Annotated in this window: 26 protein-coding genes; 23 read left to right on the top strand and 3 right to left on the bottom strand. The window is 61.5% G+C overall.

Going from position 1 to position 25,571, the window contains the following annotated elements; genetic code table 11:
• Positions 1 to 12: 12 nt before the first annotated feature.
• Both WOB96_RS01515 and ppc read right to left on the bottom strand, forming a co-directional pair.
• Positions 13 to 1,425 (bottom strand): acetyl-CoA carboxylase biotin carboxylase subunit, encoded by a 1,413-nt coding sequence (locus WOB96_RS01515; RefSeq protein WP_341369494.1) that lies wholly within the window; start codon positions 1,423 to 1,425, stop codon positions 13 to 15.
• 104 nt (positions 1,426 to 1,529) lie between these two features.
• Positions 1,530 to 4,313, bottom strand: a complete 2,784-nt coding sequence (gene ppc, locus WOB96_RS01510; RefSeq protein WP_341369585.1) for a phosphoenolpyruvate carboxylase — start codon at positions 4,311 to 4,313, stop codon at positions 1,530 to 1,532.
• 143 nt (positions 4,314 to 4,456) lie between these two features.
• Between ppc and WOB96_RS01505 the strand changes: the two genes are divergently transcribed.
• The 20 genes from WOB96_RS01505 (at position 4,457) to WOB96_RS01410 (ending at position 20,591) form a co-directional block, all read left to right on the top strand.
• On the top strand, positions 4,457 to 4,921 hold the full coding sequence (locus tag WOB96_RS01505; RefSeq protein WP_341369493.1) for a YceD family protein: 465 nt from the start codon (positions 4,457 to 4,459) through the stop codon (positions 4,919 to 4,921).
• Positions 4,922 to 4,964: 43 nt separating this feature from the next.
• A complete protein-coding gene (gene rpmF, locus WOB96_RS01500) occupies positions 4,965 to 5,150 on the top strand; it encodes a 50S ribosomal protein L32 (RefSeq protein WP_341369492.1) in 186 nt (61 codons plus the stop codon).
• A gap of 47 nt (positions 5,151 to 5,197) precedes the next feature.
• The gene (gene plsX / locus WOB96_RS01495) at positions 5,198 to 6,220 is read left to right on the top strand and encodes a phosphate acyltransferase PlsX (protein WP_341369491.1); all 1,023 of its coding nucleotides are present in this window, start codon (positions 5,198 to 5,200) and stop codon (positions 6,218 to 6,220) included.
• The gene (locus WOB96_RS01490; protein ID WP_341369490.1) at positions 6,217 to 7,203 is read left to right on the top strand and encodes a beta-ketoacyl-ACP synthase III; all 987 of its coding nucleotides are present in this window, start codon (positions 6,217 to 6,219) and stop codon (positions 7,201 to 7,203) included. The genes plsX and WOB96_RS01490 overlap by 4 nt, the downstream gene beginning before the upstream one ends.
• Positions 7,204 to 7,283: 80 nt before the next feature.
• The gene (fabD, locus tag WOB96_RS01485) at positions 7,284 to 8,219 is read left to right on the top strand and encodes an ACP S-malonyltransferase (protein WP_341369489.1); all 936 of its coding nucleotides are present in this window, start codon (positions 7,284 to 7,286) and stop codon (positions 8,217 to 8,219) included.
• 20 nt (positions 8,220 to 8,239) lie between these two features.
• A complete protein-coding gene (gene fabG / locus WOB96_RS01480; RefSeq protein WP_341369488.1) occupies positions 8,240 to 8,995 on the top strand; it encodes a 3-oxoacyl-ACP reductase FabG in 756 nt (251 codons plus the stop codon).
• Positions 8,996 to 9,102: 107 nt separating this feature from the next.
• Positions 9,103 to 9,342: an acyl carrier protein gene (gene acpP, locus WOB96_RS01475; protein ID WP_341369487.1), complete on the top strand. Its 240-nt coding sequence runs from the start codon at positions 9,103 to 9,105 to the stop codon at positions 9,340 to 9,342.
• 83 nt (positions 9,343 to 9,425) lie between these two features.
• Entirely contained in the window at positions 9,426 to 10,661 is a 1,236-nt protein-coding gene (gene fabF / locus WOB96_RS01470) for a beta-ketoacyl-ACP synthase II (RefSeq protein ID WP_341369486.1), read from the top strand.
• Positions 10,662 to 10,665: 4 nt separating this feature from the next.
• Entirely contained in the window at positions 10,666 to 12,048 is a 1,383-nt protein-coding gene (locus tag WOB96_RS01465; RefSeq protein ID WP_341369485.1) for an aminodeoxychorismate synthase component I, read from the top strand.
• Positions 12,029 to 12,874, top strand: a complete 846-nt coding sequence (pabC, locus tag WOB96_RS01460; RefSeq protein ID WP_341369484.1) for an aminodeoxychorismate lyase — start codon at positions 12,029 to 12,031, stop codon at positions 12,872 to 12,874. Before WOB96_RS01465 ends, pabC begins: the two co-directional genes overlap by 20 nt.
• Positions 12,855 to 13,889, top strand: coding sequence for an endolytic transglycosylase MltG (gene mltG / locus WOB96_RS01455; RefSeq protein ID WP_341369483.1), 1,035 nt, complete (start codon positions 12,855 to 12,857; stop codon positions 13,887 to 13,889). The genes pabC and mltG overlap by 20 nt, the downstream gene beginning before the upstream one ends.
• Positions 13,886 to 14,518, top strand: coding sequence for a dTMP kinase (tmk, locus tag WOB96_RS01450; RefSeq protein ID WP_341369482.1), 633 nt, complete (start codon positions 13,886 to 13,888; stop codon positions 14,516 to 14,518). The genes mltG and tmk overlap by 4 nt, the downstream gene beginning before the upstream one ends.
• Complete coding sequence (gene holB, locus WOB96_RS01445; protein ID WP_341369481.1) at positions 14,515 to 15,561, top strand: DNA polymerase III subunit delta'; 1,047 nt, start codon at positions 14,515 to 14,517, stop codon at positions 15,559 to 15,561. The genes tmk and holB overlap by 4 nt, the downstream gene beginning before the upstream one ends.
• On the top strand, positions 15,561 to 15,917 hold the full coding sequence (locus WOB96_RS01440) for a PilZ domain-containing protein (RefSeq protein WP_341369480.1): 357 nt from the start codon (positions 15,561 to 15,563) through the stop codon (positions 15,915 to 15,917). Before holB ends, WOB96_RS01440 begins: the two co-directional genes overlap by 1 nt.
• An 8-nt stretch (positions 15,918 to 15,925) precedes the next feature.
• Positions 15,926 to 16,735, top strand: a complete 810-nt coding sequence (locus tag WOB96_RS01435) for a TatD family hydrolase (protein ID WP_341369479.1) — start codon at positions 15,926 to 15,928, stop codon at positions 16,733 to 16,735.
• Between the two features lie 12 nt (positions 16,736 to 16,747).
• Positions 16,748 to 17,524 carry an MBL fold metallo-hydrolase gene (locus WOB96_RS01430; RefSeq protein WP_341369478.1) on the top strand — a complete coding sequence of 259 codons (777 nt, stop codon included), beginning with the start codon at positions 16,748 to 16,750 and terminating at the stop codon, positions 17,522 to 17,524.
• A 39-nt stretch (positions 17,525 to 17,563) separates the two neighbouring features.
• The gene (locus tag WOB96_RS01425; protein WP_341369477.1) at positions 17,564 to 17,725 is read left to right on the top strand and encodes a YqaE/Pmp3 family membrane protein; all 162 of its coding nucleotides are present in this window, start codon (positions 17,564 to 17,566) and stop codon (positions 17,723 to 17,725) included.
• 92 nt (positions 17,726 to 17,817) lie between these two features.
• Entirely contained in the window at positions 17,818 to 19,767 is a 1,950-nt protein-coding gene (locus tag WOB96_RS01420; RefSeq protein ID WP_341369476.1) for an ATP-dependent helicase, read from the top strand.
• 18 nt (positions 19,768 to 19,785) lie between these two features.
• Positions 19,786 to 20,100 carry a carboxymuconolactone decarboxylase family protein gene (locus WOB96_RS01415; RefSeq protein ID WP_341369475.1) on the top strand — a complete coding sequence of 105 codons (315 nt, stop codon included), beginning with the start codon at positions 19,786 to 19,788 and terminating at the stop codon, positions 20,098 to 20,100.
• Positions 20,101 to 20,249: 149 nt separating this feature from the next.
• A complete protein-coding gene (locus WOB96_RS01410; RefSeq protein WP_341369474.1) occupies positions 20,250 to 20,591 on the top strand; it encodes a hypothetical protein in 342 nt (113 codons plus the stop codon).
• 72 nt (positions 20,592 to 20,663) lie between these two features.
• Here WOB96_RS01410 and WOB96_RS01405 read toward each other — a convergent pair whose 3' ends face one another.
• On the bottom strand, positions 20,664 to 22,130 hold the full coding sequence (locus WOB96_RS01405) for a protein adenylyltransferase SelO (RefSeq protein WP_341369473.1): 1,467 nt from the start codon (positions 22,128 to 22,130) through the stop codon (positions 20,664 to 20,666).
• Positions 22,131 to 22,296: 166 nt separating this feature from the next.
• On the opposite strand from WOB96_RS01405, the gene trxA reads away from it, so the two are divergent.
• Genes trxA through pepN form a run of 3 tightly spaced genes read left to right on the top strand, consistent with a single transcriptional unit; the run spans position 22,297 to position 25,568 of the window.
• Complete coding sequence (gene trxA / locus WOB96_RS01400) at positions 22,297 to 22,677, top strand: thioredoxin (protein ID WP_341369472.1); 381 nt, start codon at positions 22,297 to 22,299, stop codon at positions 22,675 to 22,677.
• A complete protein-coding gene (locus tag WOB96_RS01395) occupies positions 22,674 to 22,904 on the top strand; it encodes a hypothetical protein (protein ID WP_341369471.1) in 231 nt (76 codons plus the stop codon). The genes trxA and WOB96_RS01395 overlap by 4 nt, the downstream gene beginning before the upstream one ends.
• A 27-nt stretch (positions 22,905 to 22,931) precedes the next feature.
• Positions 22,932 to 25,568, top strand: coding sequence for an aminopeptidase N (gene pepN, locus WOB96_RS01390; RefSeq protein ID WP_341369470.1), 2,637 nt, complete (start codon positions 22,932 to 22,934; stop codon positions 25,566 to 25,568).
• Positions 25,569 to 25,571 lie beyond the last annotated feature (3 nt).

The following is a 25,571-nucleotide window of genomic DNA, read 5'->3' as shown; positions in this document are numbered from 1 at the left end:
ACCATGTTCCTCCTAGAGCCCTTCGCGGGCCGCAATGGCGGCGGCGACGATGACAGCCACCGGCGTGGTACGCTGATCGGTATACTGGAGCAACTCGGGATGTCTATCCACGAAGGTGGTGTCCAGCCTTCCTGCCACGAACTCCGGGCAATCCAGTATCTCCTGATAGTAGGGCAAGGTCGATCTGATGCCGTATAGACCCATGTCCTTCAGGGCGCGTCGACTGCGGCGCAGTACGCCATCCCAGTCCCGCGCCCAGACGGTCAGCTTGGCGCAAAGGGAGTCATAGTAAGGCAGGATTTCATAACCAGTATAGATGGCGGCATCGGTGCGCACGCCCGGACCCCCCGGCGAATAATAGCGCGTCACCCGGCCAAAGCTGGGCAGGAAGTTGTTCTTCGGGTCTTCGGCGTTGATCCGGAATTCGATGGCGTACCCCCGCAGGCTGATGTCCTGCTGGCCAAACGACAGCGGCTGGCCTGCGGCAATGCAGATCTGCTCCTGGACGATGTCGATCCCGGTGACCTGCTCGGTCACGGGATGCTCCACCTGCAGCCGGGTATTCATTTCCATGAAATAGAACCTGCCGTCCTGATCGAGCAGAAACTCCACCGTCCCGGCATTGATGTAATTCGCGGCGCGTGCCGCCGCCACGCCGAACCGGCAGACCTGGTCCCGCTGCTCCGGGCTCAGTTGAGGCGAGGGCGCGATCTCGATGAGTTTCTGGTGACGGCGCTGAATGGAACAGTCCCTTTCAAAGAGATGCACGATATTGCCCTGCCGGTCGCCAAGGATCTGCACCTCGATGTGCCTGGGCGACTCGATGAATTTTTCAAGAAAGATTTCAGGGTTGCCGAAGGCCTTTTCCGCCTCCGAGATCACGCGCTGGTAATTCCGGCGCAGTTCTTGCGGATCGTTGCAGCGACGGATGCCCCGGCCGCCACCGCCACCACTGGCCTTGAGCATGACCGGATAGCCGATCGAGGCGGCCGCCCCGAGGGCTTCTTCCAGCGATCCGAGCTGGTCGGTGCCCGGCACCACAGGCAGGCCCGCTGCCTGCATGGTTTGCCTTGCCAGTGTCTTGTCGCCCATGCGTCGGATGCTTTCCGGTTCGGGCCCGATGTAGGCTACCCCACGTCGCTGGCAGATTTCGGCAAGTTCAGGATGCTCGGAAAGGAAACCATAACCAGGGTGCAGAGCGTCGCAGCCGGTCTCGACCGCAAGATTGACGATGCGATGCGCATTCAGATAGCCAAGCAGCGGATCAGGCCCGACGCTATAGGCTTCATCCGCTTTCTTGACATGCAAGGCGAAGCGGTCAGGTTCGGTATAGATGGCAGCAGAGGTGATACCCAGTTCGCTGCAGGCGCGTATGATCCGGGTTGCGATCTCGCCGCGATTTGCGATCAGGAGTTTTCTGAACATCGCATCCTCCCCGGCCAGAAAGAAAACCGGACCGCCCATTTCAGGCACGTCCGGGCTCTTTACTATGGCCAGCCTCTTGCAGGCTGTCAACCGGGAAGGATTTGCTAGCCGGTATTCCGCTGGCCGGCGGCGATAGCGTTGATGGAGCGCAGCAGCGGATTGAGCCAGCGCTCCCGCTCCTGACCGGCGAAATAGGTATCCCGGTATCGATACAGCAGCGATAGCTGAATATGGTTCAAGGGCTCCAGATAGGCCTGACGCCGCTGCAGGGAGCGGGCCAGTGCGGGATTGTCCTCCAGCATGTCCATGGCACCGCTGACCTGCAGCATGTGATCCACGGTCCGCTGATATTCACTGCGGATCATCTGGTAGATGTCCCGCGCGGCGGCCTTGTTCTCTGCCAGATCGGCATATTCCGCCGCGATTTCCATGTCCGCCTTGCGCAGGGATTGCTGAATGTTGCTGAGTAAGGCGCGGAAGAAGGGCCAGGAGGCATACATCTCCTGCAGTTTTGCCAGATTGCCGGGATCTTCCGCCTGCCAGTCGGCCAGTGCGGTCCCGAGGCCATACCAGGCCGGCAGGGTATGGCGCGACTGTGCCCAGGCAAAGACCCAGGCAATGGCACGTATCGAGTCCTTGGAGCGGTCCGCCTTGTTGCGGTGGGAGGGCCGCGAGCCGATGTTGAGCAGGGCGATTTCGCTCAGTGGCGTGGCTTCGTAAAAATAATCGAGAAAGCCCGGCGTTTGCTCGGTGAGCCTGCGGTAGGCCTGCTCACCGAGTTCCGCCAGCCTTTCCATGTCCCGGCTGTACTGCGGATTCTCCGCGGGCGCGGGCTGGATCAGATAGCGACTGGCCTTGAGCAGTCCTGTGGAGCCCACGGTCAACTCGTACACCGCGGTTTCCAGGTTGGCGTACTTGAAGGAAAGGACTTCGCCCTGTTCTGTGACCTTGATCTGTCCACTGACGGTGCCAGGTGGCTGCGCCAGGATGGCGTCATGGGTCGGACCACCACCGCGTCCGACCGTGCCACCGCGCCCGTGGAATATGCGCAATGCCACGCCATTGCTGCTGGCAAGCCGGGTCAGCTGCTGCTGCGCCTTGTAGAGAGACCAGCTGGAGGCCAGGATGCCGCCGTCCTTGCAGGAATCGGAATAGCCCAGCATGACTTCCTGGGGACCGCCGGCTGCCTGCAGCAGCGCCCGGTAGGCCGAATTTTCCAGCAGCGCGGACATCACCGCCTCGATGCGTTCCAGGTCATGGATGGTTTCAAAGAGTGGCGAAATGCGAATATCGCAGAACGCCCTGCCATCCCGCCAGCCAGCCAGGCCACATTCCTTTGCCAACAGCATGACCTCCAGCACATGGCTGGCCTCGTGGGTCATGGAAATGACATAGCTGCCGAAGATGCGCGGACTGATTTCCCGGCGCATGCGATCGATGCACTGGAACACTCGCAGGGTCTCGGCGCAGTCCTCGCTGAGTGCGGATGTATTGCCTTCCAGGAGTCCTGGCTGCTGAATGGCCCAGACCAGTCGCTCCAGGCGCTCGGCTTCCGGTAGCGTGTCATAGCTGCTGAATCCCGGCACATGCCGGAAAAGCTCGGCCACGGCCTGGGTATGCCTGCTTGATTCCTGGCGGATATCCATCTGGGCCAGAAAAAAGCCGAAGGTTTCCACCAGACGGATCAGATCCTTGAGTTCGGCATTGGCAACAATCTCATCACCGTGACCTGTCAATGAATCATGCAGCAGTCCCAGATCGGCGAGAAAGGCATCCTCGTCGGCATACGCGTGCGGCGCCTCTGGCGCCTGCTGGTTTTCCAGCAGGCATTCGAGCTGCACGGTGCGTTCCTCGATCCGGGCCCGCATGAAGCGGAGCTTCTGGCGATAAGGCTCATTGAAATAACGCACCTGCGTCCATTCCCAGATCTCCGGAAAATCCCGGGCATCCCGCGTCATCGAATCCAGCAGGGCAGGGGAAACCTCACAGAGTTCACTGGAATGACTCAGGATTTCCTGCATCAATCCCAGGCGTCGCATATACTCACGATGCACTTCCAGGCTCTGCATGCGCAAGGCCCAGATGGTGATGTCGGCGGTGACATTGGGGTTGCCGTCCCGGTCGCCGCCAATCCAGGAGCCGAAACGGATGTAGCTTGGCACCTTCAGTTTCGCTTCCGGATAGAACATCTTCACGGCGCGTTCCGCAAAGCGGAAACAAAGGGGAATGGCCTGGAACAGGCTTTCACGAAAGAAGAACAGGCCGTTTTCCACCTCGTCCGTGACCGCTGGCCGATAGGCGCGCACTTCGTCGGTTTTCCAGAGAATCTGGACCTGGCGCAGCAGGCGTGCCCGGACCCGGTCGCGCTCTTCCTCATTGAGCCGGGGATCGTCCAGTTCCTTGCTGCCGACGAAGATGCGGCGCAAGGTCTGCAACACGGTGCGGCGCTTCGACTCGGTGGGATGGGCGGTGAAAACCGGAATGTAGGCCAGATTGTCGAGCAGTGCCTGTACCTCGGCGGCAGTCATGCCCTGGGCATGCAGATCACGTATCGTGGCTTCGAACGAGCCGCGCCAGGGGTGCCCCACCTCACGGAACTGCCGCCGCCTAGACCGGTGCTGGAACTCCTCCTCGGCAATGTTGGCCAGGCTGAAGTAAATATGGAAGGCCCGGATCACGTGTGTCAGGGTCTCGGGATCCAGCGTGTTGATCAGCCCCGCCAGCTCCTCACGAAGCGCCTGATCAGGATCGCGATGCAGCGCGATGTAACCTTTGCGCAAGCGTTCCACGGCATCGAATACCTGTCCACCGGCCTGACTCTTCAGGACATCGCCCAGCAGCGATCCCAGGAGCTTGACTCGGGCACGCAGTTCATTGTCGGTTAGCACATCTGCCAAAACGTCACACCTCGGTAAATATTCTATAGGCTCAAAACCGACATATCATATATGATTTCATGGGCATTGCGCGACATGCCGATTTGGCGGCAGCCCTTTACATCCCAACCGTCCCTAGCTATCATCCGGCGCCTATGCTTAAAACTGATGCCAAGTGGCTCGACCTTCGTCAGATTGGCGAACGGCAGGAAACCCTGGCCGGCCAGGTGAGCACGGCAGCAATGCATCGCCTGCGGACGGTACTGACACAGGTGCCGCCGGTGGTGGAAGTCGACCTGCGCCTGCGGCGCGAACAGGCCGTCGTCGTTGCCGGAGGCGAGATTCGTCTCGACGGCGGGATTCAGTGCCAGCGTTGCCTGGGAGACATGCCCCTGTTGCTGGTCGCCCCGGTCCACAGCGGCATTACTGCCAGCGAAACACTGATCGGCCGGATGGATGAGAGCCTGGAGCCGGTTCTGGTGGAGGGTGACAGGCTGGAGCTGTCGGCCTGGGTAGAAGACGAGATTCTGCTTTCCCTGCCAATCGCACCCATGTGCACGGCCTGGACTGGCGGGGTCTGCCCTGTGTCTGGAATCGAGCCGGCCGTGCCGGCGACCTGAATTTTTTATACTATGTGCTGATACAGCATTCCTGGAGAGTATCATGGCCGTTCCACAGAGTAAGACCTCAGCTTCCCGTCGCGGCATGCGTCGCGCCCATGACCACCTGGACAGCAAGAGCCTTGCCCAGTGTGCCAACTGCGGCGCCACCAAGCGTCCGCATCATGTCTGTCAGCAGTGCGGACACTACAAAGGGCGCGCCGTTCTGAACAAAACGGCCGGCGAGTAGCGGAACAAGCCGGACGAGACACAGCGGTAGTCACGGATCACACGCGCATGAAGATCGCTGTGGACGCCATGGGAGGGGACTTCGGGCCCGAGGTGATCATCCCCGCCTCCCTGGCCTTTCTCGAAGAAACTCCCGAGGCAAACATCATCCTGCTGGGGCAGGAAGACCTGCTCCGGCAGGAATTGTTGCGCCATGGCGCCAGCAATCATGGCCGCCTGCAGGTCCAGCATGCTCCGCAGGTCGTGGGCATGGATGAGGCCCCTTCCCAGGCCCTGCGCGGCAAGCGCAATTCCTCGATGCGTCTTGGCATAGACCTGATCAAGACCGGCGCCGCCGATGCCCTGGTCAGCGCCGGCAATACTGGGGCCCTGATGGCGATGGGCAAGGTGATCCTGCGCACCATACCCGGCATCGATCGGCCTGCCATTGCCACGACCATGCCCACCCGGCAGGGCAAAACCCTCATGCTCGATCTCGGCGCCAATGTCGATTGCGATGCTCACCACCTCTACCAGTTTGCCATCATGGGCGATGTCTTTGCCCGTCTGGTGATGAATCTGCCCAGGCCCTCGATCGGTCTTCTCAACATTGGCGAGGAAGAGATCAAGGGCAATGAGACGGTGAAGGAAGCGGCAGTCCTCCTGCGTGGCAGCAGCCTCAACTTCCACGGCAATGTGGAAGGGTCGGACATTTACCGGGGCACCACGGACGTGGTGGTCTGTGACGGCTTCGTGGGCAATGTTGCCCTCAAGGTCTCGGAAGGTCTGGCCCAGATGATCCGGACCGAACTCAAGGAAGCCTATCAGGCGAGCTGGTACGGGCGCCTGACCGCAGTCCTGAGTCTGCCGGTGCTCAGGCGCTTTCGCGACCGGCTCGATCATCGGCGCTACAATGGCGCCACCCTGCTGGGGCTCAATGGCATCATCATCAAGAGCCATGGCAACGCCGACGCCTTCGCATTTGCGCAAGCCATCCGGGTCGCGGCAGCGGAAGTCCGTCATCATCTGATCGCAAACATCGCCCAGGAAGTGCAGGTGCTTCTGGCCGAACACCAAGAAACCACGGCATGACCCAATCAAATCAGCCATTCAGTCGCATCATCGGCACCGGCGCCTATCTGCCGGCGCGCGTCCTGAGCAATGCCGACCTCGAAAAAATGGTGGACACCACCGACGAGTGGATCTTCACCCGTACCGGCATCCGTGAGCGACGCATTGCCGCCGAGCAGGAAAGCACCTGTGACCTGGCGGAGCATGCCGCGCGCGAGGCCATGGCCAATGCCGGGATCACGGCCCAGGATCTGGACCTGATCCTGGTGGCGACCACCACGCCGGACCTGGTGTTCCCGAGCACGGCCTGCCTGCTGCAGGCCAGGCTTGGCAACCAGGGTGCTCCGGCCTTCGATATCCAGGCGGTCTGCACCGGCTTTGTCTATGCGCTGGACGTGGCAGACAAGTTCATCCGCACGGGTGCGGCCAGACGTGCCCTGGTGATCGGCGCGGAAACCATGTCGCGCATCGTCGACTGGCAGGATCGCAGTACCTGCGTGCTGTTTGGCGATGGCGCGGGTGCGGTGGTGCTGGAGGCAGGGGATGCCCCCGGCATCCTTTCCACGCATATTCATGCCGATGGCCGTTACAGCGACCTGCTGGCGGTTCCTGCCGGCATTTCCTGTAACAGCGCACGGTTCAAGGCGGGTGAGGCCTACCTCACCATGAAAGGCAATCCCGTGTTCAGGATGGCCGTCAAGACCCTGGGTGAGATCGTCGACGAAACCCTTTCAGCCAACCGCATGGGCCGGGGAGACATCGACTGGCTGGTGCCGCATCAGGCCAATATCCGCATCATCCAGGCAACTGCCGACAAGCTCGGCATGTCCATGGACAAGGTGGTCGTGACTGTCGATCATCACGGCAACACTTCGGGCGCGAGCATACCGCTGGCACTGCACTCGGCAGTGCGCGACGGGCGGATCCGTTCCGGGGAGACCGTCCTGATGGAGGCATTTGGTGGGGGCTTCACCTGGGGTTCGGTCTTGCTTAAGTGGGCGTAATCGGCTAAAAACTCCGCTGCTGTCGCGCGCTGCAAGCCACACGATAGCGCGCCCCACAATCATCTTAGGAGCAATCGAACTTGCTTGGTTCCACTGCCTTCGTCTTCCCTGGTCAGGGTTCTCAATCCGTCGGCATGCTTTCCGCGCTTGCGCAGGATTTCGCCATCGTCAGGGACACCTTTGCGGAAGCTTCCGACATTCTGTCCTATGATCTCTGGACACTGGTGCAGGAGGGGCCTGCAGAGCGGCTGAATCAGACCCTGCACACCCAGCCTGCCATGCTTGCCGCTGGTGTCGCCATCTATCGCGTCTGGGTGGAGGAAAGCGGAACTCAGCCGGATTTCCTGGCGGGTCACTCCCTGGGCGAGTACACCGCGCTGGTCTGCGCCGAGAGTCTGGCCTATCAGGATGCCCTTGCCCTGGTGATGGACCGTGCCCGATTCATGCAGGAAGCCGTGCCCGAGGGCATGGGCGGCATGGTTGCCGTGCTGGGCATGGCGGACGAAGACGTCGTGCGGCTTTGCAAGGAACAGGCCAGGGACGAAGTGCTGGAACCGGCGAACTTCAACTCGCCTGGCCAGCTGGTCGTGGCCGGCCATCTCGGTGCCGTCCAGCGCCTTGCCGATGCGGCGGGCAGCGCCGGGGCCAAGAAGGTGGTAATCCTGCCGGTCAGCATACCGAGCCATTGCTCACTGATGCAACCGGCTGCGGAACGGCTTGCAGAACGTCTGAATGGCATCAACCTGGGGGCACCAAAGGTGCCGGTGGTCAACAACGTTGATGTCAAGACCCCCAGCCAGCCGGAGCAGATCAAGTCCGCCCTGGTACGCCAGCTATACTCATCGGTGCGCTGGTCCGACACGATTCGCTACCTGGCCCGCCAGGGTATGTCGGCAGTGGTCGAACTCGGGCCGGGACGCGTGCTGACCGGCCTGACCAAGCGCATCGACCGCAGCCTGCTGGCCATGGCCATCGATGATCCGGCAACGCTGGAACAGGCAATGGACAAGATCTGAGCAATAAAAGGGAATTTTCGATGTCAAATCCATTCAAGTTGGACGGTCAGGTCGCAATCGTCACGGGCGCCAGCCGGGGTATCGGTCGCGCAGTGGCCTTGCGCCTGGGTGAACTCGGGGCGCGAGTGGTCGGCACGGCCACTTCCGCTTCCGGCGCCAGTCAGATTGAAGAGGCGCTCAGGACAGCCGGTATCGATGGCCGGGGCATGGTGCTGGATGTCACCAGCAACGAGGCGGTTGACGGCTTTCTGAAGGAAGTGACGGGCGCCTTCGGCACCCCGGGCATCCTGGTCAACAATGCCGGCATCACCCGCGACCAGCTCCTGATGCGCATGAGCGAGGAGGACTGGGATGCCGTGCTGGAAACCAATCTCAAGTCGGTGTTCCGCATGAGCAAGGCGGTGATCCGTGACATGCTGAAGGCCCGCCAGGGGCGCATCGTCAGCATCACCTCGGTGGTGGGCAGCATGGGCAATGCCGGACAGTGCAATTATGCCGCATCCAAGGCAGGCGCCGCTGGATTTACGCGCTCGCTTGCCCGGGAAGTCGGTGGGCGCAACATCACCGTGAACTGCGTGGCGCCGGGCTTCATCGACACGGACATGACACGCAAGCTGCCGGAAGAGCAGCGCAAGGCGCTCCAGAGCCAGATCCCCCTGGGGCGTCTGGGAGAGGTCGAGGATGTCGCCAATGCGGTGGCTTTTCTGGTTTCGCCTGCGGCGCGCTATATTACCGGCGAGACGCTGCATGTCAATGGCGGCATGCTGATGGCCTGAGTGCCGCGCCGGCCCGGGCAACTTTTCTTTTTGACGGAGATATGTTCCAATGCGCGCCAATGCGCGAGCCATCTCCGCATCGATACCAACCAAGGAGGCATCCTCACATGAGCAGCATCGAAGAACGCGTAAAGAAGGTTGTGGTTGAGCAGTTGGGCGTCAATGAGGACGAAGTGACCAATGAGGCTTCGTTCGTTGATGACCTGGGTGCCGACTCCCTGGACACGGTTGAACTCGTGATGGCGCTCGAAGAGGAATTCGATTGCGAAATTCCTGACGAAGAAGCTGAAAAGATCACCACCGTGCAGCAGGCGGTCAGCTACATCGAAGCAAATCTGCCCAAGTAATCAGGCCCTTTCAGGCGTGCGGATGGCTGCGCGCCTGTCCTGACCAGTTCTGGTCAGTCGGGCAGTTTTCCAAGGAGTTGTCTTTGAAGCGCCGCGTTGTCGTTACAGGTCTCGGGCTGGTCACGCCGGTAGGCGTCGGTGTCGCCCAAAGCTGGGATAATCTGGTCAAGGGTGTCAGCGGCATTGGTCGGGTCACCCGGCTCGATCCTGCTGCCTATGCCTCGCAGGTTGCCGGAGAGGTCAAGGACTTCGATGTCACTCGCTATCTGAGTGCCAAGGAAGCCCGGAAGATGGATCTGTTCATCCATTACGGCCTGGCGGCCGCCGTGGAGGCGATCGAGGATTCCGGACTCAGGATTACTCCTGAGATTGCCGAACGCGTCGGCGTGTCCGTTGGCTCGGGCATCGGTGGCCTGCCCGGCATCGAGCGCGGCTATGAGGATTATCTGCGTGGCGGCCCCCGCAAGATCTCGCCCTTCTTCATTCCCAGCTGCATCGTCAACATGGTCAGTGGGCACGTCTCCATCATGTATGGCGCCAAGGGCCCGAACCTGGCCATGGCGACAGCGTGCAGCACGGGGGCGCACGCCATTGGCGATGCCAGCCGCCTGATTGCCTTTGGCGATGCCGATGTCATGATTGCCGGAGGTTCCGAGGCGGCCATCAGCCCGCTGGGCCTGGGAGGCTTTTCGGCGGCACGGGCGCTGTCCACCCGCAATGATGAGCCCGAACGGGCCAGCCGTCCCTGGGACAAGGATCGCGATGGTTTCGTGCTTGGCGAGGGTGCTGGGGTGCTGGTACTGGAAGAGCGCGAATTCGCGCTCGCCCGTGGCGCAAGGATCTATGCCGAACTGACAGGCTTTGGCATGAGTGGGGATGCCTACCACATGACCCAGCCGGCGCCGGAAGGCGAGGGCGCGGCACGCTGCATGCGTGCAGCACTCAAGAATGCCGGCATGGCACCAGAGCAGGTCGACTACATCAACGCCCATGGGACCTCCACGCCATTGGGTGACGTGCAGGAAACCCAGGCCATGAAGAGCGTCTTTGGCGAGCACGCCTACAAGCTGGCGGTCAGCTCGACCAAATCGATGATCGGCCACCTCTTGGGTGCCGCAGGCGGTGTGGAAGCCGCCATCAGCGTGCTGGCCCTGCATCATGGCGTCATTCCGCCGACCATCAATCTCGACAACCCGGACGAAGGTTGTGACCTGGACTATGTGCCCCATGAGGCCAGACGCCGGCCGATCCGGGTCGCCATGAGCAACTCCTTTGGCTTTGGCGGCACCAATGGCACGCTGATCTTCGCCAAAGACTGAGCCGATGGCCAAGCCTGCAGGAGACTGGCAGATCCGGCCGATCTCCCCTGATACCCTGGATCTGGCTGCCCTGCATGGCCGGCATCCCGAACGCTACCCTGCCTTGCTGGAAAGCACCGCCCGCAATCGCCTGACCGGGCGGTACAGCATCCTGTTCGCCTTTCCCGAAATGCCCCTGTGGCTCGATGACGCGGGTCGCCTCTGGGAGAATGGCGCGCCATCACTGGCCGAGAGCTTTCTGAGCGCGCTGGACCAGCGAATTCATGATTTTCTCACCGAAGAACCCTGTCCCCTGCCATTTTGCGGCGGGATGTTCGTTTTTCTCGGTTATGAATTCCTCGGCCAGATCGAGCAGATCAGGATTCCCCGCGGCCCCCAGACGCTGCCACAGGCCTTCGCCCTGTCCATCGCTGGCGCTGTCGTGCTTGATCACCTTGAGGGAGCGGCCTGGCTGGTTGCCACAGGCAACCAGGCCACTGACCGGCTTGAGCGCATGGCAGCCGATATCGATGCCTGCCACGCAGCGCCGGAAGTGCTGGCGCCCATCGGCATCCAGTCGCTGCGTGAGGACCCCGAAGGGCATTTTCTGGACGGCGTCAGGCGCATCAAGGAATACATCCTTGATGGGGACATCTTTCAGGCCAACCTTTCACGCGCCTGGTCACTCACCCTGCAATCCCCGGATCCCCTGCAGATCTACCGACAACTGCGCCGCCACAATCCAGCGCCTTTCGCCGGTCTTTTTCGCTGGAAGGATCAATACGTATTGAGCTCCTCGCCCGAAAGGCTGCTGCACTGGGACCGGGAGACGCTCTCCAGCCGGCCCATTGCCGGCACCCGGCCGCGTCTGCCGGGCTGTGATGCGGCCCTGACCAGTGAGCTGATCGGGCATCCCAAGGAGCGGGCCGAACACATCATGCTCATCGACCTCATCCGCAATGATCTTGGGCGGGTCTGCCAGCCCGGCAGTATCGAGGTGGATGAACTCATGGGGATCGAAAGCTACAGCCATGTGCATCACATCGTGTCCAATGTGCGCGGTCAAACGCGCGCAGGCATCCGCCACGGGCAGATGCTGGCGGCGCTGTTCCCCGGCGGCACCATCACGGGCTGTCCGAAGGTGCGTTCGATGGAGATCATCGCCGATGTGGAGGATACCCCGCGCGGCCCCTATACCGGCAGCATGGGATATATCAGCAGGGATGGACAAATGGACATGAACATCCTGATCCGCAGCATGTGGCTCAACGAGAACAATTTGAGTTTCCGGGCCGGGGCGGGCATCGTCGCTGATTCGGATGCGGACCTTGAGTTGCTGGAGACCCGCGCCAAGGCCCGCGCCCTGTTGCGCGCACTGGGACTGAACGATGCCGGCCGTCCTGATTGACGGACAGCCCGACGCGCAGATCTCGCCCTGGGACCGCGGGTTTCATTACGGCGATGGGCTCTTCGAGACCATTGCCGTCATTCGGGGGAAACCGCTTTTCTGGGCTGCGCACCTTGAAAGACTGAGCCGCTGCGCCAGCCTGCTGCGGCTTCCGGCCATCCCGGAGCAGCGCTGGCTCGAGGACATGCACGCGCTGCTGCGCCCGGAATTGCCGCGGCAGGTGATCAAGCTCATCCTGAGCCGCGGGCCGGGTGATCGCGGTTATGCCTTCACGGGCCTTGAAACTGGTACGCGCGTGGTCTATGCCACCGACTGGCCGGCATTTCCTTCCTGCCACTGGCAGACAGGAGTAGCAGTGGGGATTTGCGAAACCCCGCTCATCGGTGGCGCCCCCTTTACCCGCTGCAAGACCCTGAACCGCCTGAACCAGATCCTTGCCCGCCAGGAGCTGAATTCACGGCCCGGTCTGAGCGAGGGCCTGATGCTGGACAGCACTGGCCTGCTGCGCGAGGGCACCTTCACCAATCTCTTCTGGGTGCGCGGGGGCAGGCTGGAGACGCCAAAGCTCGATTTCGCGGGCATTGCCGGGATCATGCGCCAGGAAATCATTCGCTGGCTTACCGAACGGCACATGCCGGTATATGAGCTGGATGCGCCGCCAGCTATACTCGCAGAAGCGTCCGAGTGCTTCGTTTCAAACAGCCTCATCGGTATCTGGCCGGTAAATTCGGTTGCAGGTATCGTGAACTTTCCGACAAATAGACCGCTATCGAATCAGATTCTTTCCTGGCTGGAGACCATTTCCCTTGTCGAAAAAGCGGAATAAACGCTCGCCCCTGCGTGGGCTTTTACTCCTTGGCCTGCTGGCTTTCTTCGGCGCGGCAGCCTACGGGCTTTACTATCTGCAGGCACCCAGGGCGATTCCGGCGGCTGGCGTTATGGTTGCCGTGCCAGCAGGGGCTCCCGCGCAGCGTGTTGCCCAGGAGCTTGAAAGGCAGGGGGTGATCTCCAACTGGCAGCTTTTCTATGCCTACATCCGCCTGACCGGCAAGGCACGCGGCATCCAGAGCGGCGACTACCTTTTTGCCGGAGTTGTCAGTCCAAGCCAGGTACTGGACAAGATGCTGAGCGGCGAGGTGCTGATCAGGAACTTCACCATTCCGCCAGGCTGGCGGGTGCGGGACGTGCTGCTTGCCCTGCAGGATTTCGGCCAACTACTGGATCTCAGTGGTTTGCCACCGCCGGACCGGGCCCAGAATCTGCTGGTGGAAACCGGTCTGGGCACGGGCCCTGCGGAAGGCTGGCTGTTTCCGGACAGTTATCGGATCGACCGGGGCAGCAAGGCCGTGGACCTGCTTGCCAGGGCGCATGACAGAATGAAGCAGGTCATGGCGGAGGAATGGGCCGGGCGTGCCCCAGGCCTACCGATCAAAACACCGGAAGAGGCGCTGACGCTCGCCTCCATCGTCGAGAAGGAAACCGGCGTGGAAACCGAAAAGCCGCTGGTCGCTGCGGTTTTCGTCAATCGATTACGGACGGGCATGCGGCTGCAGACCGATCCGACCGTGATCTATGGGTTGGGAGAGGCCTATGATGGGAATATCCGCCTGCAGGATCTGCGCACGCCCACCGCTTACAATACCTACACCATGACAGGCCTGCCGCCCACACCGATTGCCCTACCAAACCGCTCATCCATTCACGCGGCCCTGCATCCGGCGGACAGCAAGGCACTCTATTTCGTGGCCGATGGCAAGGGCGGGCATGTATTCACTGATAATTACCCGGATCACGAGCGGGCGGTGAAGCGCTTGCTGGCGAGCCAGAAGCAGAAATCATGAACGCCACGACGGGATTGTTTCTTAGCTTCGAGGGAATAGAAGGCGCCGGCAAGAGCACCCAGATGGCGAGGCTTGGCGAGTGGTTGCGACGATCCGGTCAGGACCCCCTGCTGACGCGCGAGCCCGGCGGCACGGCTTTTGGTGAAAGAATTCGGGATATCTTCCTGGACCCTGTGCTTGCCCCCCTGGATGCCAGTGAGGAACTGCTGCTGGTTTACGCTGCCCGCGTTCGCCACCTGCGCCAGGTCATCGAACCGGCCTTGCAGGCGGGCCGTATCGTCCTGTGCGACCGCTACGAGGATTCCACTTACGCCTATCAGGGCGGTGGGCGGCAGGTCCCGCTGAGCCGGCTGGACGCGCTGTCAATCTGGGCCGGGCCCTTGCGCCAGCCTGATCTGACCTTTTGGTTCGACGTGGACCCCGCGCAAGGCTTGGCTCGCGCCGGCAGGCGCGGGCCGCGGGACCGTCTGGAACAGGAAGCCCTGACCTTTTTCGAGCGCGCCCGGCAGGCATTTGCGCAACGCTGGGAAGCAGAACCTGAGCGCATCGTCCGCATTGATGCCACCCTGGATGAGGAAGGCGTCTGGCTGGAACTGCTGAGACATGTTGAAGCGCGGGTGAACCCTTGAATCTGAGGCAGCATGGCGGAGTGGAGAGCATCCCGGGCCTGGAAGATCCCTTTGCCCTGCTGTTGTCGGCCATCAGGCAGCAACGCTTGCCGCAATCCCTGCTGCTTGGCGGCGAGGCAGGCCTCGGCAAGCGGCTCCTGGCCGAAGCCCTGGCTGCCCGGCTGCTCTGCGAAGCGCTCGACAAGGACACCTTGCGGCCCTGTGGGGTCTGCGCATCCTGCCATCTCCTTGCAAGTGACTCGCACCCGGACTTTTTGCTGCTCGAACCACTGGAGGCGGGCAAGGTCATCAACATCGAGCAGGTCCGGGAGGCAAGCGAGTTCCTTCAGCTGCGGCCACAGCATGCACCGCGCCGGGTACTGCTGCTGGCGCCTGCCGAAGCCATGCCGCCAGCCGCCGCCAATGCCTTTCTCAAGACCCTGGAAGAACCCGGCCCTCATGGCAACATCCTGCTGGTGAGCCATGCCCTGGGCCGGCTGCTGCCTACGATCCGCAGCCGTTGCAGCCAGATCCGCCTCGTTCCGCCGGATGCTGGACAACTGAGTGCCTGGTTGCAGGCACAGAGCAATCTCGACGCCCGGACCGCGGCCGATCTCGCCCGCTACAGCCTTGGGCGCCCGCTGCGAAGTCTGGAGTGGATCGAGCAGGACATCCTGCGGTTGCGGCGCGAGTGGCTGGATGCCTGGCTGAAGCTGCCGCGCCAGAGCCCGGCGGCGGCCTTGTCACTCGCGGCACAGTGGGCGCGGGAAAAGGCCCTGTCAAACCTTCTCCTGACGGTGCACACCGTGGTGATCGATATATTGCGTTTGCGCCTGGGCGCCAGCAGTCCTATCATAAACGATGATTTCGGTGAGCCCCTGAGCCGCCTTGCCAGCCGGGTGGCCATTCACCCGCTGATAGATTTCGAGACACAATGGCGACAGATCCATGTTGCCCGAGACCGGAACCTGAATCTCACGCTGGTACTGGAATCCCTGGGCCTGGCCTGGCGCGATCCTGCGCTCTGGTCCGGAGCGGCTTTCCAGCAGCCAGAGGAAATGTGATGTCCACGCAAACGCCTGAAGCATCAAGATCCGCCGTCATCTCCGTGCAGTTCAAGGATGTGCTGAGCGTCTACGATCATTTCATGCCCAAAGTGAAGGGTGGTGGGCTGTTCATCGAGACCAGCAAGCCCTATGCCCTGGGGGACGAGCTCTTCATCCTGCTGACCCTGCCCGACAATGGTCCCCGGGTGCCGGTTGCGGGCCGGGTGATCTGGGTCTCGCCAGCGGGGAGTCGGGATGGCAGGGCGCCCGGGGTGGGCATCCAGTTTACCGGTGACCAGAGCAGCCTGAACGTGCGCATTCAGAATCTGCTGCTGACCGCCCCCGTTGCCGACCGCCCCAACCGGACCTTTTGAAAATGAACATGAACAACGCTTCCGGATCGATCTGTCTGGCGGATTCACACTGCCACGTGGATTTCGATGGCTATGACATGGGCCCGCAGGAATTGATTCAGGCTGCCCGCGCAGCCGGGGTACGCTATCTCCTGAACGTCAGCGTGGATGTCGCAAACTGGGAACGGGTGCTGTCCCTGGCCAACACCGATCTGGATGTCTATGCCTCAGTTGGCGTTCATCCCAATGAGGAACATGTGCCGACGCAGGAGCCTGACGTGGATACGCTGGTGGCCATGGCACAGCGGCCCAAGGTAGTTGCCATCGGCGAGACCGGCCTTGATTACTATCGCGGCGATGCCTCGCAGAAGGCCATGCAGCATGAGCGTTTTCGCACCCATATCCGCGCGGCTCGCCAGGCTGGCCTGCCCCTGATCATTCATACCCGCGCTGCGGCCGAGGATACGCTCGCCATCATGGCCGAGGAGGGCGCCGAGGCGGTTGGCGGGGTGATGCACTGCTTCGCGGAAAGCTGGGAAGTAGCGCAGGCGGCGCTGGCCATGGGGTTTTATATTTCCTTTTCCGGCATCGTGACTTTCAAGAGCGCTACCGAACTGCAGGAAGTGGCCCGGCGCGTGCCAGCCGACCGCATGCTGGTGGAAACCGATTCGCCCTTTCTCGCCCCGGTGCCCTATCGCGGCAAGACCAATCAGCCAGCCTATGTACTGGAGGTTGCGCAGAAAGTTGCCGACCTTCGTGGCATTGATCTGGCCACGGTTGCCGCGCAGACTACGGACAATTTCCTGAGGCTTTTCAGGATTCAGGCGCAGGCGGCCTGAGGAGGGCAGCGGGTGGAAATCATTTTTCTGGGTACGGGATCAAGCATGGGCACCCCGGTGATCGGCTGTCCCTGCGCCGTATGCCAGAGCGGGGATTCCCGCAATCAGCGCACGCGGGCCAGCATTCTCGTGCGGGCCGGCACCCGGAATCTGCTGGTCGATCCCGGCCCGGATCTACGGGTGCAGATGCTGCGCGAAGGCATCGATCACCTCGATGCCGTGTTCGTGACCCATATCCATGCCGATCACGTCAATGGCATCGATGACCTGCGCAGCTTCAACTACCTGCAGCGCGAGGTCATTCCCTGCTACGCGGATCAGTTCACCATCGACTCCCTGAACGAACGCTTCAGCTACTGTTTCGCGCCGCCGGATCCGAGCTGGAGCAAGCCATCCCTGTCCGCACATGTCATGACTGACAAGGCCCGCTGGGATGAAATCGAAGTCACCCCCGTTCCCGTCATGCATGGCAAGCTGCCGATTCTGGGCTATCGATTCAATCAGGCGGCCTATCTCACCGATGTCAAAACCGTGCCGGAAAGCTCCATGACACTGTTGCGGGACCTCGATCTGCTGATTCTGGATTGTCTACGTTACGAGGATCATCCGACCCACCTGAGTGTGGATGAGGCCCTTGATCTGGCCCGGCGCATCGACGCGCGTCGGACGATCTTTACGCACATGACCCACGACATCGACTTTGACACTTTGAGCGCCAGCCTGCCGTCAGGGATGGAACTGGCCTATGACGGCCTGCATGTGCAGGTCGGGGCGCAGGGGGCCTGCTAGCTTTCCGCAGGGGATTTCTCAACCAACAGGAGGGCTACCATGGATCTCATCCGGATCATACTGTCCGTATTGATTCCGCCGCTGGGCGTGTTTTTGCAGGTGGGCCTTGGCGGGCAGTTCTGGCTCAACGTGCTGCTGACGCTGCTGGGATATATCCCGGGACTGGTGCACGCGATCTGGATCATTGCCTCCAGACGTTGAGAGATACTGTCCTGGCTCCATCTTCCCTCTTCCAAGCATTGCTTTTCAGGGCTGTCGCAGGCAGCCCGGCCTTATCCAGGAACACGCAGCCCTTGTCCGCGCAGTCATTGACCGAAGAGCAGGAACGCGTCGTCAGACACGCGCAGGGCCACACCCTGGTCGCAGCCGTTGCCGGCAGCGGCAAGACCACCACCATGATCGAGCGCTACTGTCATCTGCTCTCGCTGGGTACTGCCGCGGACCGGATCCTGGTGCTGATGTTCAATAAGTCAGCACAGCTCGAATTTCTGGCACGGCTGCACCGACGCATCGAACTGCCCGCCAGGGCGCGCGTCTATACCTTTCATGCCTACGCCTATCTGCTGCTCGGCAATCTCGAAAAACGCGGTGAAATCACACCACTGGAACTGCGTAGCGAAGACTGGTTCTGGCGTGATCTCGCGACCCAGGCCCTGAGCCAGAGTGTTGCCGGCCCGGTGGACGACATCCCGGACAAGGTCGATGAATTCCTGCAACGGCTGGACAACTGGAAGGCGGAGATGCAGTCTCCCGAGGAGCTGCCGCGCTCAGGACCGTCAGCTGTCTGGACCAGGGCCTATATCCTGCATGAGGAGCTGCGTCTGGCGAAGAATGTGCGGGGCTTCAATGATCTCGCCTTTGATCTGATGCGGGCCCTGGCGTCGAAGCCGGAACGTCAGCGTTTCTTTGCCGATCGTTATGACCACGTACTGGTGGATGAGTATCAGGATATCAACACCAGCCAGTTTGCCCTGGTCAAGATCCTGATCGGCAGCCAGGGCCGGCTGATGGCTGTGGGGGATGATGATCAGAGCATCTATGGCTGGCGTGGGGCGCGGCCGGAATTCATGGTGCGGCACTTCGAGGATCATTTCCCGGCGGCCAAGCGCTATGTCCTGAGCCAGACCTTCCGCTTTGGCGATCAATTGGCCCGGGCGGCCAGCCAACTCATTGCCCGCAATAGCGAGCGGATTGAAAAGTCCTGTCAGGCGGCGGCTGGCAGCCCTGCCACGCGGGTGCATCTGCATCTGGCGGAGCACTATGGACAAGAGGCGGCGCGCATTGCCGGACAGGGCGCGCCCGGAAACTGCGTCGTGCTGGTGCGCTCCTATGCCCAGAGTGCACTGGTCGAGATCGCCTTTACGCTCACAGGCATTCCCTATCACCTGGAGGGTGCTTCGCCCTTTCACGAGCGCGCCGAGACCCTGGCCCTGCTGGGCTATCTGGCCCTGGGGAGCCGGCCCGCCGATTTTTCCCCCGACGAAACCGCGCGCATGGCGGACAAAATGCTGCGCATCCCCGGGCGCTATCTCGATCGCCGCTTGCTGGAGAATGCCCGCCAGTCCCTGCAGCAGGGCATGCCACTGAACAGCTGGCTGGCGGCTACGGCCGGGCGCCTCAAACGCGAGGCCCAGGCAGGGCAGGGGCGGCGCTTTTATGCCCTGGCCAAAAGGCTGATGGAAATGCTTGAGCTTCTGCATACTGTGGAGGCAATGCACCAGCAGGGCGACAGGGCCGCCGATATACTGGATTACCTGCTCGGGTCACTGGCACTGGCCAGCTTCTTTGAGCGCAATCACGGCAAGGAAGGCGCGGCGGATCGCATGCTGTTGTGTGAGGGCATTCTCCATTATGCCCAGCAGACCGGCATGGATGCGCCTGATTTTGTCGCGCACCTGCGCGGACTGCACTGGCGGGAAACCGGGGAAGACCGGGATCCAGATGCCATTCTCATCACCAGCTATCACCGGGCCAAGGGGCGGGAATGGGATCGGGTGATCCTGCCGGATCTGTCAGAAGACAGCCTGCCGCTGCGTCTGCACAGCGACAAGGACACTGGGGGCACCGCGAATCCGGCGAGCCGGATCGCCGAGGAACGGCGGCTCTTCTACGTTGCCATGACAAGGGCGCGTGAGGCCCTGCATCTGATTGCACCTCCCGATCCGCGGCTGGGCAGGCGAGGCAAGCCGGGTGAGGGTCGCTGCAGTCCGTTTCTGCTCGAATTTGATCTGCCACACACCTGATCCGCGCAAGGAGGCAGTATGGATGGCATGCCGGGGCATTATCTTCTCACCAGAGACAAGCATCAGCAGTTCATCAGCGCGCTGGAAAATCTTGGCAATGCGGTGCGCCAGGAAGGTCCCCTGGATGAAAAAACGGCGCAGCTCATCCAGCTCGGCGCTGCCGCGGCCATCCGCTCGGAAGGCGCGGTACACAGTCATACGCGCCGGGCCCGTCAGGCAGGCGCCACGGATGATGAGATTGTCCACACCCTGATCCTCCTGACCAGCACCATTGGTTTCCCGAATGTTTCTGCCGCCCTGAGCTGGGCAGGGGACGTACTCGAAAAGCCTTAAGACGACCCGGCCATACTCCAACTTAGGCCCCTGTAACCTGCGGGGGCACCGATTTATCCTGATTAAGTCTGCTTACTCCCGGGCAGGCCGGGTTGCGGCTTTTACGGTGATCCGCCAGAAGAGGGTTGCGACAGAAAAAAGGAGGAAATATGCGCCAGAAACTACTTTTGATTGCCATGGCCCCGGTTATGGTCTTTTCCCTGGCAGCCTGCGATGTCAAGAAAACACAGGAGGGCGAGGCGCCCAAGGTGGATGTCGAGGGCGGGCAGGTCCCCAAATATGATGTGGACGCCCCGGATGTCAGCGTCGATTCCAAAAAGGAACAGGTTGACGTTCCAACCGTCGGCACGCAGGAAAAGACCATCAGGGTGCCTGATATCAACGTCGAGATGAAGGACAAGCAGGTCGATGTCCCAGTCGTTGGTACCCAGAAGGAAGAGGTCAAGGTACCCGACGTGAATGTGCAACCTGCCGATGCGGGGAAAGAATAGCTTTCCCAAGATGGGCTCAGAGACAGGCGAGCGCCTTTTGGCGCTCGTTTTTCTTTATAGAGCCTAATGAGATCAGGAAGAGCAGCTTACTGAAATGTGGCTGGCCCAGTCCGGGGGTGGGGCGGCGTAGATCTCCATCTCCGGCTGCTCATCAAAGGGGCGACGCAGCAGGTCAAGCAGGCGATTCAGTTCTGAAAAATCCTTTTCCTGGGCCCTGGCAATGGCATTCTGCGCCAGATAATTGCGCAGGATGTATTTGGGATTAACGACATTCATGCGGGTGGCGCGGGTATCGTCGGATTCAGCCTGTTTCAGCAGGCGCTCGCGGTAACGCAGGGCCCAGGCATCAAAACCGGCGCGATCGAGGATCTGGTCGCGCAGAATCGAGTTGCTGGCGCCCTCATCCGTACTGAAACGGCTCAGCGTCCGAAAGAAATTCGTATAATCCGCACGGGTTTGCGCCATCAACTTCAAGAGATCCTGAAAGAGTGCAATATCGGCCTTGTCCGGTTCCAGAAGACCAAGCTTGGCGCACATGCCATGCACGTATTCCGTGGCGTAAACCGGGCCAAAGCGCTCCAGCACGGCGCGGCCTTCCTCGACCGGCACGAGGGGCGACAAGGCCTGGGCCAGGGCACTCAGGTTCCACATCGCAATTCTTGGTTGATTATCAAAGGCATAGCGGCCAGTGTTATCGGAATGGTTGCAGATGAATCCGGGATCATAGGCATCCAGGAAGCCATAGGGCCCATAATCGATGGTCAGCCCGAGGATGCTCATGTTGTCGGTATTCATGACGCCATGGGCGAAACCCACCGTCTGCCAGCGGGCAATCAGGCGCGCGGTGCGCTCCAGCACTTCCTGGAAGAAGGCGGTGTATTTGTCTGATTTGTCTGAAAATCCCGGAAAGTCGTGATCAATGACGTAATCCGCCAGGGTTTTCAGGTCCGCGTGGCGATCCCGGTAGAAATACACCTCGAAATGTCCAAAGCGCACATGCGAGGGCGCGAGCCGCGCAAGCACGGCCCCGGTCTCGACCTCCTCCCGGTAAACCGCCAGATCACTGCCGACGATGGCCAGGGCCCGGGTGGTCGGGATGCCCAGTCCGTGCATCGCTTCCGAGCAGAGATATTCGCGGATGGTGGAACGCAGCACGGCGCGCCCGTCACCCATGCGCGAAAAGGGTGTCTGCCCGGCGCCCTTGAGCTGAATTTCCCAGTGCTCGCCGCGCTGGTTGCGAACCTCGCCGAGCAGGATGGCGCGCCCGTCCCCGAGCTGGGGCACATAATGCCCGAACTGATGCCCGCTGTAGAGCGTGGCAATGGGGTCCGCGCCTGCGGGTACTCGTGCCCCTGCCAGCACCGCCAGGCCTTCTGGCTGGCTGAGGCTGGCGGGATCAAGGTCAAGCAGGGCCGCAGCACTGTCACTGACACTCACCAGATAGGGATCGGGCAGGGGATCGGGCCTGACCCGGCTGAAAAAATCATCGGGAAGCCCGGCAAAGCTGTTGTCGAAGGTTCGCTGGTCGAATGTCGGCATGATCCTGGTCTGATCCGGGTGCTTGCGGCGGAACCTTCCATCGCAGGCAAAGACAAAAGATTGAGAAGCAACAATAGCAGAAAGCGGGCAGGCTTTCCCCTGACCGGCGTTGGACCCGATTTACCATACAGGGCTATACTTGGCCCTTTTTACCGGGAGCGTGACCATGGCGACAGTGGAACTGACGAAGGACAACTTCGAAGAAGTCATCAACGACAACGATATCGTCATCATCGACTTCTGGGCCCCCTGGTGCGCGCCCTGCCGCAGCTTTGCGCCAACCTATGAGGCCGCGTCGGAAAAGCACGAAGGCGTGGTGTTTGCCAAGGTCGATACGGAAGCGGAGCAGGAGCTGGCGGGTTATTTTCAGATTCGCTCCATTCCGACCCTGATGGTGTTTCGCGAGAAGATCATCCTGTTCTCGCAGGCGGGCGCGCTGCCGGCCTCGGCCCTCGATGAGATCGTCACGCAAGCGAAATCGCTCGACATGGCCCAGGTGCATCGCGAAATCGCGCAGCAGCAGGAACAGCAAGGAGACCAGGCGTGACGGGCGAGTATAAGCCGCCGGTCGCCAACTACTTCGAGGCCCTGGAGTCACGCTATGGCGACAACTTCAACTTCGATCGTCTGAGCGATAGCGAACTGCTGGAACTGGAACGGCTGGGCCGCCAGGCGATCGAGATCGATCCCCTGGTGACCAGTGCCGAAAAGCAGATGCTTGCGCCCCTGCTGACGCTGATGGCCAAGCAGAAACAAAAGCGCAATCTTAGTTAACGTCGAGCGCCACATTTCAGGACAGACATGTCAGCCCCCAATACGATTTTTCTGAAGGATTATCAGCCGCCCCGCTATCTGGTCGAGACCCTGCGGCTCGATTTCGATCTCCACGAAACCCATGCCGACGTGCGTGCGCGCCTTGTGCTGCGCCTGAACCCCCAAGGGCAGGGGCCCGGTCCTCTGGTGCTCAATGGCCAGGATATGGAACTGCGCGGACTGCGACTGGACGGGCGGGCGCTGAACGCCCACGAGTATGCAATCACTGGGGACACGCTGACCCTTTCGGAAATGCCGGAAAGTGGCGAACTCGAGATCGAAACGCGCATCAGGCCCCAGGAAAACACCGCGCTCGAAGGGCTGTACCAGTCCGGCGGCAACTTCTGCACCCAGTGCGAGGCCGAGGGTTTCCGGCGCATCAGCTATTATCCCGACCGGCCCGATGTCATGGCGCGTTTCAGTACCCGCATCGAGGCCGACAAGGCCCGCTATCCGGTACTGCTCTCCAATGGCAACCTGGTCGAGGCGGGGGAGCTTGGCAATGGCCGGCACTTCGCGCTCTGGGAAGACCCCTTCCCCAAGCCGAGTTACCTCTTTGCACTGGTGGCCGGCAATCTCGCCCAGGTGGCCGATACCTTCACCACCCGCTCGGGCCGCGAGGTCGCGTTGCACATCTATGTGCAACAGAAGAATCTCGACAAGGTCGAACATGCCATGCGCTCGCTCAAACTGGCCATGCGCTGGGACGAGGAACGCTTTGGGCGCGAATACGATCTCGACATCTTCCAGATCGTGGCGGTGGATGACTTCAACATGGGGGCCATGGAGAACAAGGGCCTCAACATATTCAACTCGAAATACGTGCTGGCGAAAGCGGAAACTGCCACGGACGGCGATTTCGAGGGCATCGAGAGCGTCATCGGGCATGAGTACTTCCACAACTGGACCGGCAATCGCATCACCTGCCGCGACTGGTTCCAGTTGAGTCTAAAGGAAGGCCTGACGGTGTTTCGCGATCAGGAATTCTCGGCGGACATGGGTTCGCGCGCGGTGCGGCGCATCCAGGATGTCCGCGCCCTGCGCAGCATGCAGTTTGCCGAGGACGCCGGGCCCATGGCCCATCCGGTGCGCCCGGAATCCTATATCGAGATCAACAATTTCTACACCGCCACGGTGTATGAAAAGGGCGCGGAAGTGATCCGCATGATCCTTACCCTGCTCGGCAGAGAGGGGTTCCGGCGTGGCATGGACCTGTACTTTGCCCGCCATGACGGTCAGGCGGTCACCACCGATGATTTCGTGACGGCCATGGCCGATGCCAACGAGGCGGACTTCGGCCAGTTTCAGCGCTGGTACCGTCAGGCCGGCACGCCCGAAGTCAGCGCGAACTGGCAATATGATGCCGAAAACAGGACTTTCACCCTGACGCTGTCCCAGCGCACGCCTGCAACCCCGGGCCAGCCGGACAAGCTGCCCCTGCATATCCCGATTGCCATGGCCCTGCTGGACCCGAGCGGGCGGGAGATGCCCTTGCAACTCGAAGGCGAAGAGACACCTGCCGGGACCTCGCGCGTGCTGGAACTGCGCGAGGCCGCGCAGACCTTTCGCTTTGTGAACCTGGCGCAACCGCCAGTGCCCTCGCTGCTGCGCGGCTTTTCGGCACCGGTACGCCTGGCCGCGGAATATACGGATCAGGATCTCGTGTTCCTGCTGGCCCATGACCCGGATGCCTTCTGCCGCTGGGAGGCCGGCCAGCAGATGGCCATCAAGGCCATCCTCTCGGGCATTCAGGACTTCCGGGCGGGCCGGCGCCTGGCCTTCAACGAGGCCCTGGCGGACGCCGTGGGTCGCATTCTGGTGGATGACGAACTTGACCCAGCCTTTGCCGCGCTCTTGCTGGCCCTGCCGAGCGAGACCTATCTCGCCGATCTGCTGGATGTGGTGGATGTCGAGGGCATCCATGTGGCCCGCGAATTCCTGCGCCAGGGCCTGGCCATGCGCCTGAAGGATGTGTTTCTGGCGGCCTACCGGCGCAACAGCGATCAAGGCCCTTATTCGCTCGATCCCGAGGCCGTGGGCCGACGCGCCTTACGCAATGCCGCCCTGAGCTACCTGATGAGTCTGGAAGAGCCGGACATGACTGATCTGGCGCTCGGGCAGTACCAACGCGCCGACAACATGACCGACAGCATGGCGGCGCTCGGTCAGCTTGCGCATCGCGACAGTCCGGTGCGGCGCGAGGCGCTGGATGACTTTTATGCCCGCTGGCGCGAGGATGCGCTGGTGCTGGACAAGTGGTTTGCCATCCAGGCCACAGCACCCCTGCCGGGCGTGCTCGATGAAGTGCGCCAGCTCATGCAACATCCGGCCTTCGAGATCCGCAATCCCAACAAGGTGCGGGCCTTGATCGGCAGCTTCGCACGCGGCAATCCCACCGGGTTTCATGATGCCAGCGGAGAGGGTTATGCCTTCGTGGCCGATCAGGTGATCCATCTCAATGCCCTGAATCCGCAGATCGCCGCGCGATTGCTGGGGGCCTTCAATGCCTGGCGCCGCTATGATCCGCAGCGTCGCGCGCTGATGCAGGCGCAACTGGAACGCATCCTGCAAACGCCAGCGCTGTCGCCGGACGTCTATGAGGTCGCTTCAAAGAGCCTGGCTTAAGGC

The sequence above is a fragment of the Thermithiobacillus plumbiphilus genome (genome assembly GCF_038070005.1).
Taxonomy (GTDB): domain Bacteria; phylum Pseudomonadota; class Gammaproteobacteria; order Acidithiobacillales; family Thermithiobacillaceae; genus JBBPCO01.
Note: the sequence above shows the minus strand (reverse complement) of the source record. Positions and strands in the feature narration are given on the sequence as shown.

Bases quoted from the DNA above. Each gene is read 5' to 3' on its own strand.
- WOB96_RS01515 (WP_341369494.1), bottom strand. From the start codon at position 1,425: ATGTTCAGAAAACTCCTGATCGCAAATCGCGGCGAGATCGCAACCCGG.
- WOB96_RS01505 (WP_341369493.1), top strand. From the start codon at position 4,457: ATGCTTAAAACTGATGCCAAGTGGCTCGACCTTCGTCAGATTGGCGAA.
- rpmF (WP_341369492.1), top strand. From the start codon at position 4,965: ATGGCCGTTCCACAGAGTAAGACCTCAGCTTCCCGTCGCGGCATGCGT.
- plsX (WP_341369491.1), top strand. From the start codon at position 5,198: ATGAAGATCGCTGTGGACGCCATGGGAGGGGACTTCGGGCCCGAGGTG.
- WOB96_RS01490 (WP_341369490.1), top strand. From the start codon at position 6,217: ATGACCCAATCAAATCAGCCATTCAGTCGCATCATCGGCACCGGCGCC.
- fabG (WP_341369488.1), top strand. From the start codon at position 8,240: ATGTCAAATCCATTCAAGTTGGACGGTCAGGTCGCAATCGTCACGGGC.
- acpP (WP_341369487.1), top strand. From the start codon at position 9,103: ATGAGCAGCATCGAAGAACGCGTAAAGAAGGTTGTGGTTGAGCAGTTG.
- WOB96_RS01465 (WP_341369485.1), top strand. From the start codon at position 10,666: ATGGCCAAGCCTGCAGGAGACTGGCAGATCCGGCCGATCTCCCCTGAT.
- pabC (WP_341369484.1), top strand. From the start codon at position 12,029: ATGCCGGCCGTCCTGATTGACGGACAGCCCGACGCGCAGATCTCGCCC.
- tmk (WP_341369482.1), top strand. From the start codon at position 13,886: ATGAACGCCACGACGGGATTGTTTCTTAGCTTCGAGGGAATAGAAGGC.
- WOB96_RS01440 (WP_341369480.1), top strand. From the start codon at position 15,561: ATGTCCACGCAAACGCCTGAAGCATCAAGATCCGCCGTCATCTCCGTG.
- WOB96_RS01435 (WP_341369479.1), top strand. From the start codon at position 15,926: ATGAACAACGCTTCCGGATCGATCTGTCTGGCGGATTCACACTGCCAC.
- WOB96_RS01425 (WP_341369477.1), top strand. From the start codon at position 17,564: ATGGATCTCATCCGGATCATACTGTCCGTATTGATTCCGCCGCTGGGC.
- WOB96_RS01415 (WP_341369475.1), top strand. From the start codon at position 19,786: ATGGATGGCATGCCGGGGCATTATCTTCTCACCAGAGACAAGCATCAG.
- WOB96_RS01410 (WP_341369474.1), top strand. From the start codon at position 20,250: ATGCGCCAGAAACTACTTTTGATTGCCATGGCCCCGGTTATGGTCTTT.
- WOB96_RS01405 (WP_341369473.1), bottom strand. From the start codon at position 22,130: ATGCCGACATTCGACCAGCGAACCTTCGACAACAGCTTTGCCGGGCTT.
- trxA (WP_341369472.1), top strand. From the start codon at position 22,297: ATGGCGACAGTGGAACTGACGAAGGACAACTTCGAAGAAGTCATCAAC.
- pepN (WP_341369470.1), top strand. From the start codon at position 22,932: ATGTCAGCCCCCAATACGATTTTTCTGAAGGATTATCAGCCGCCCCGC.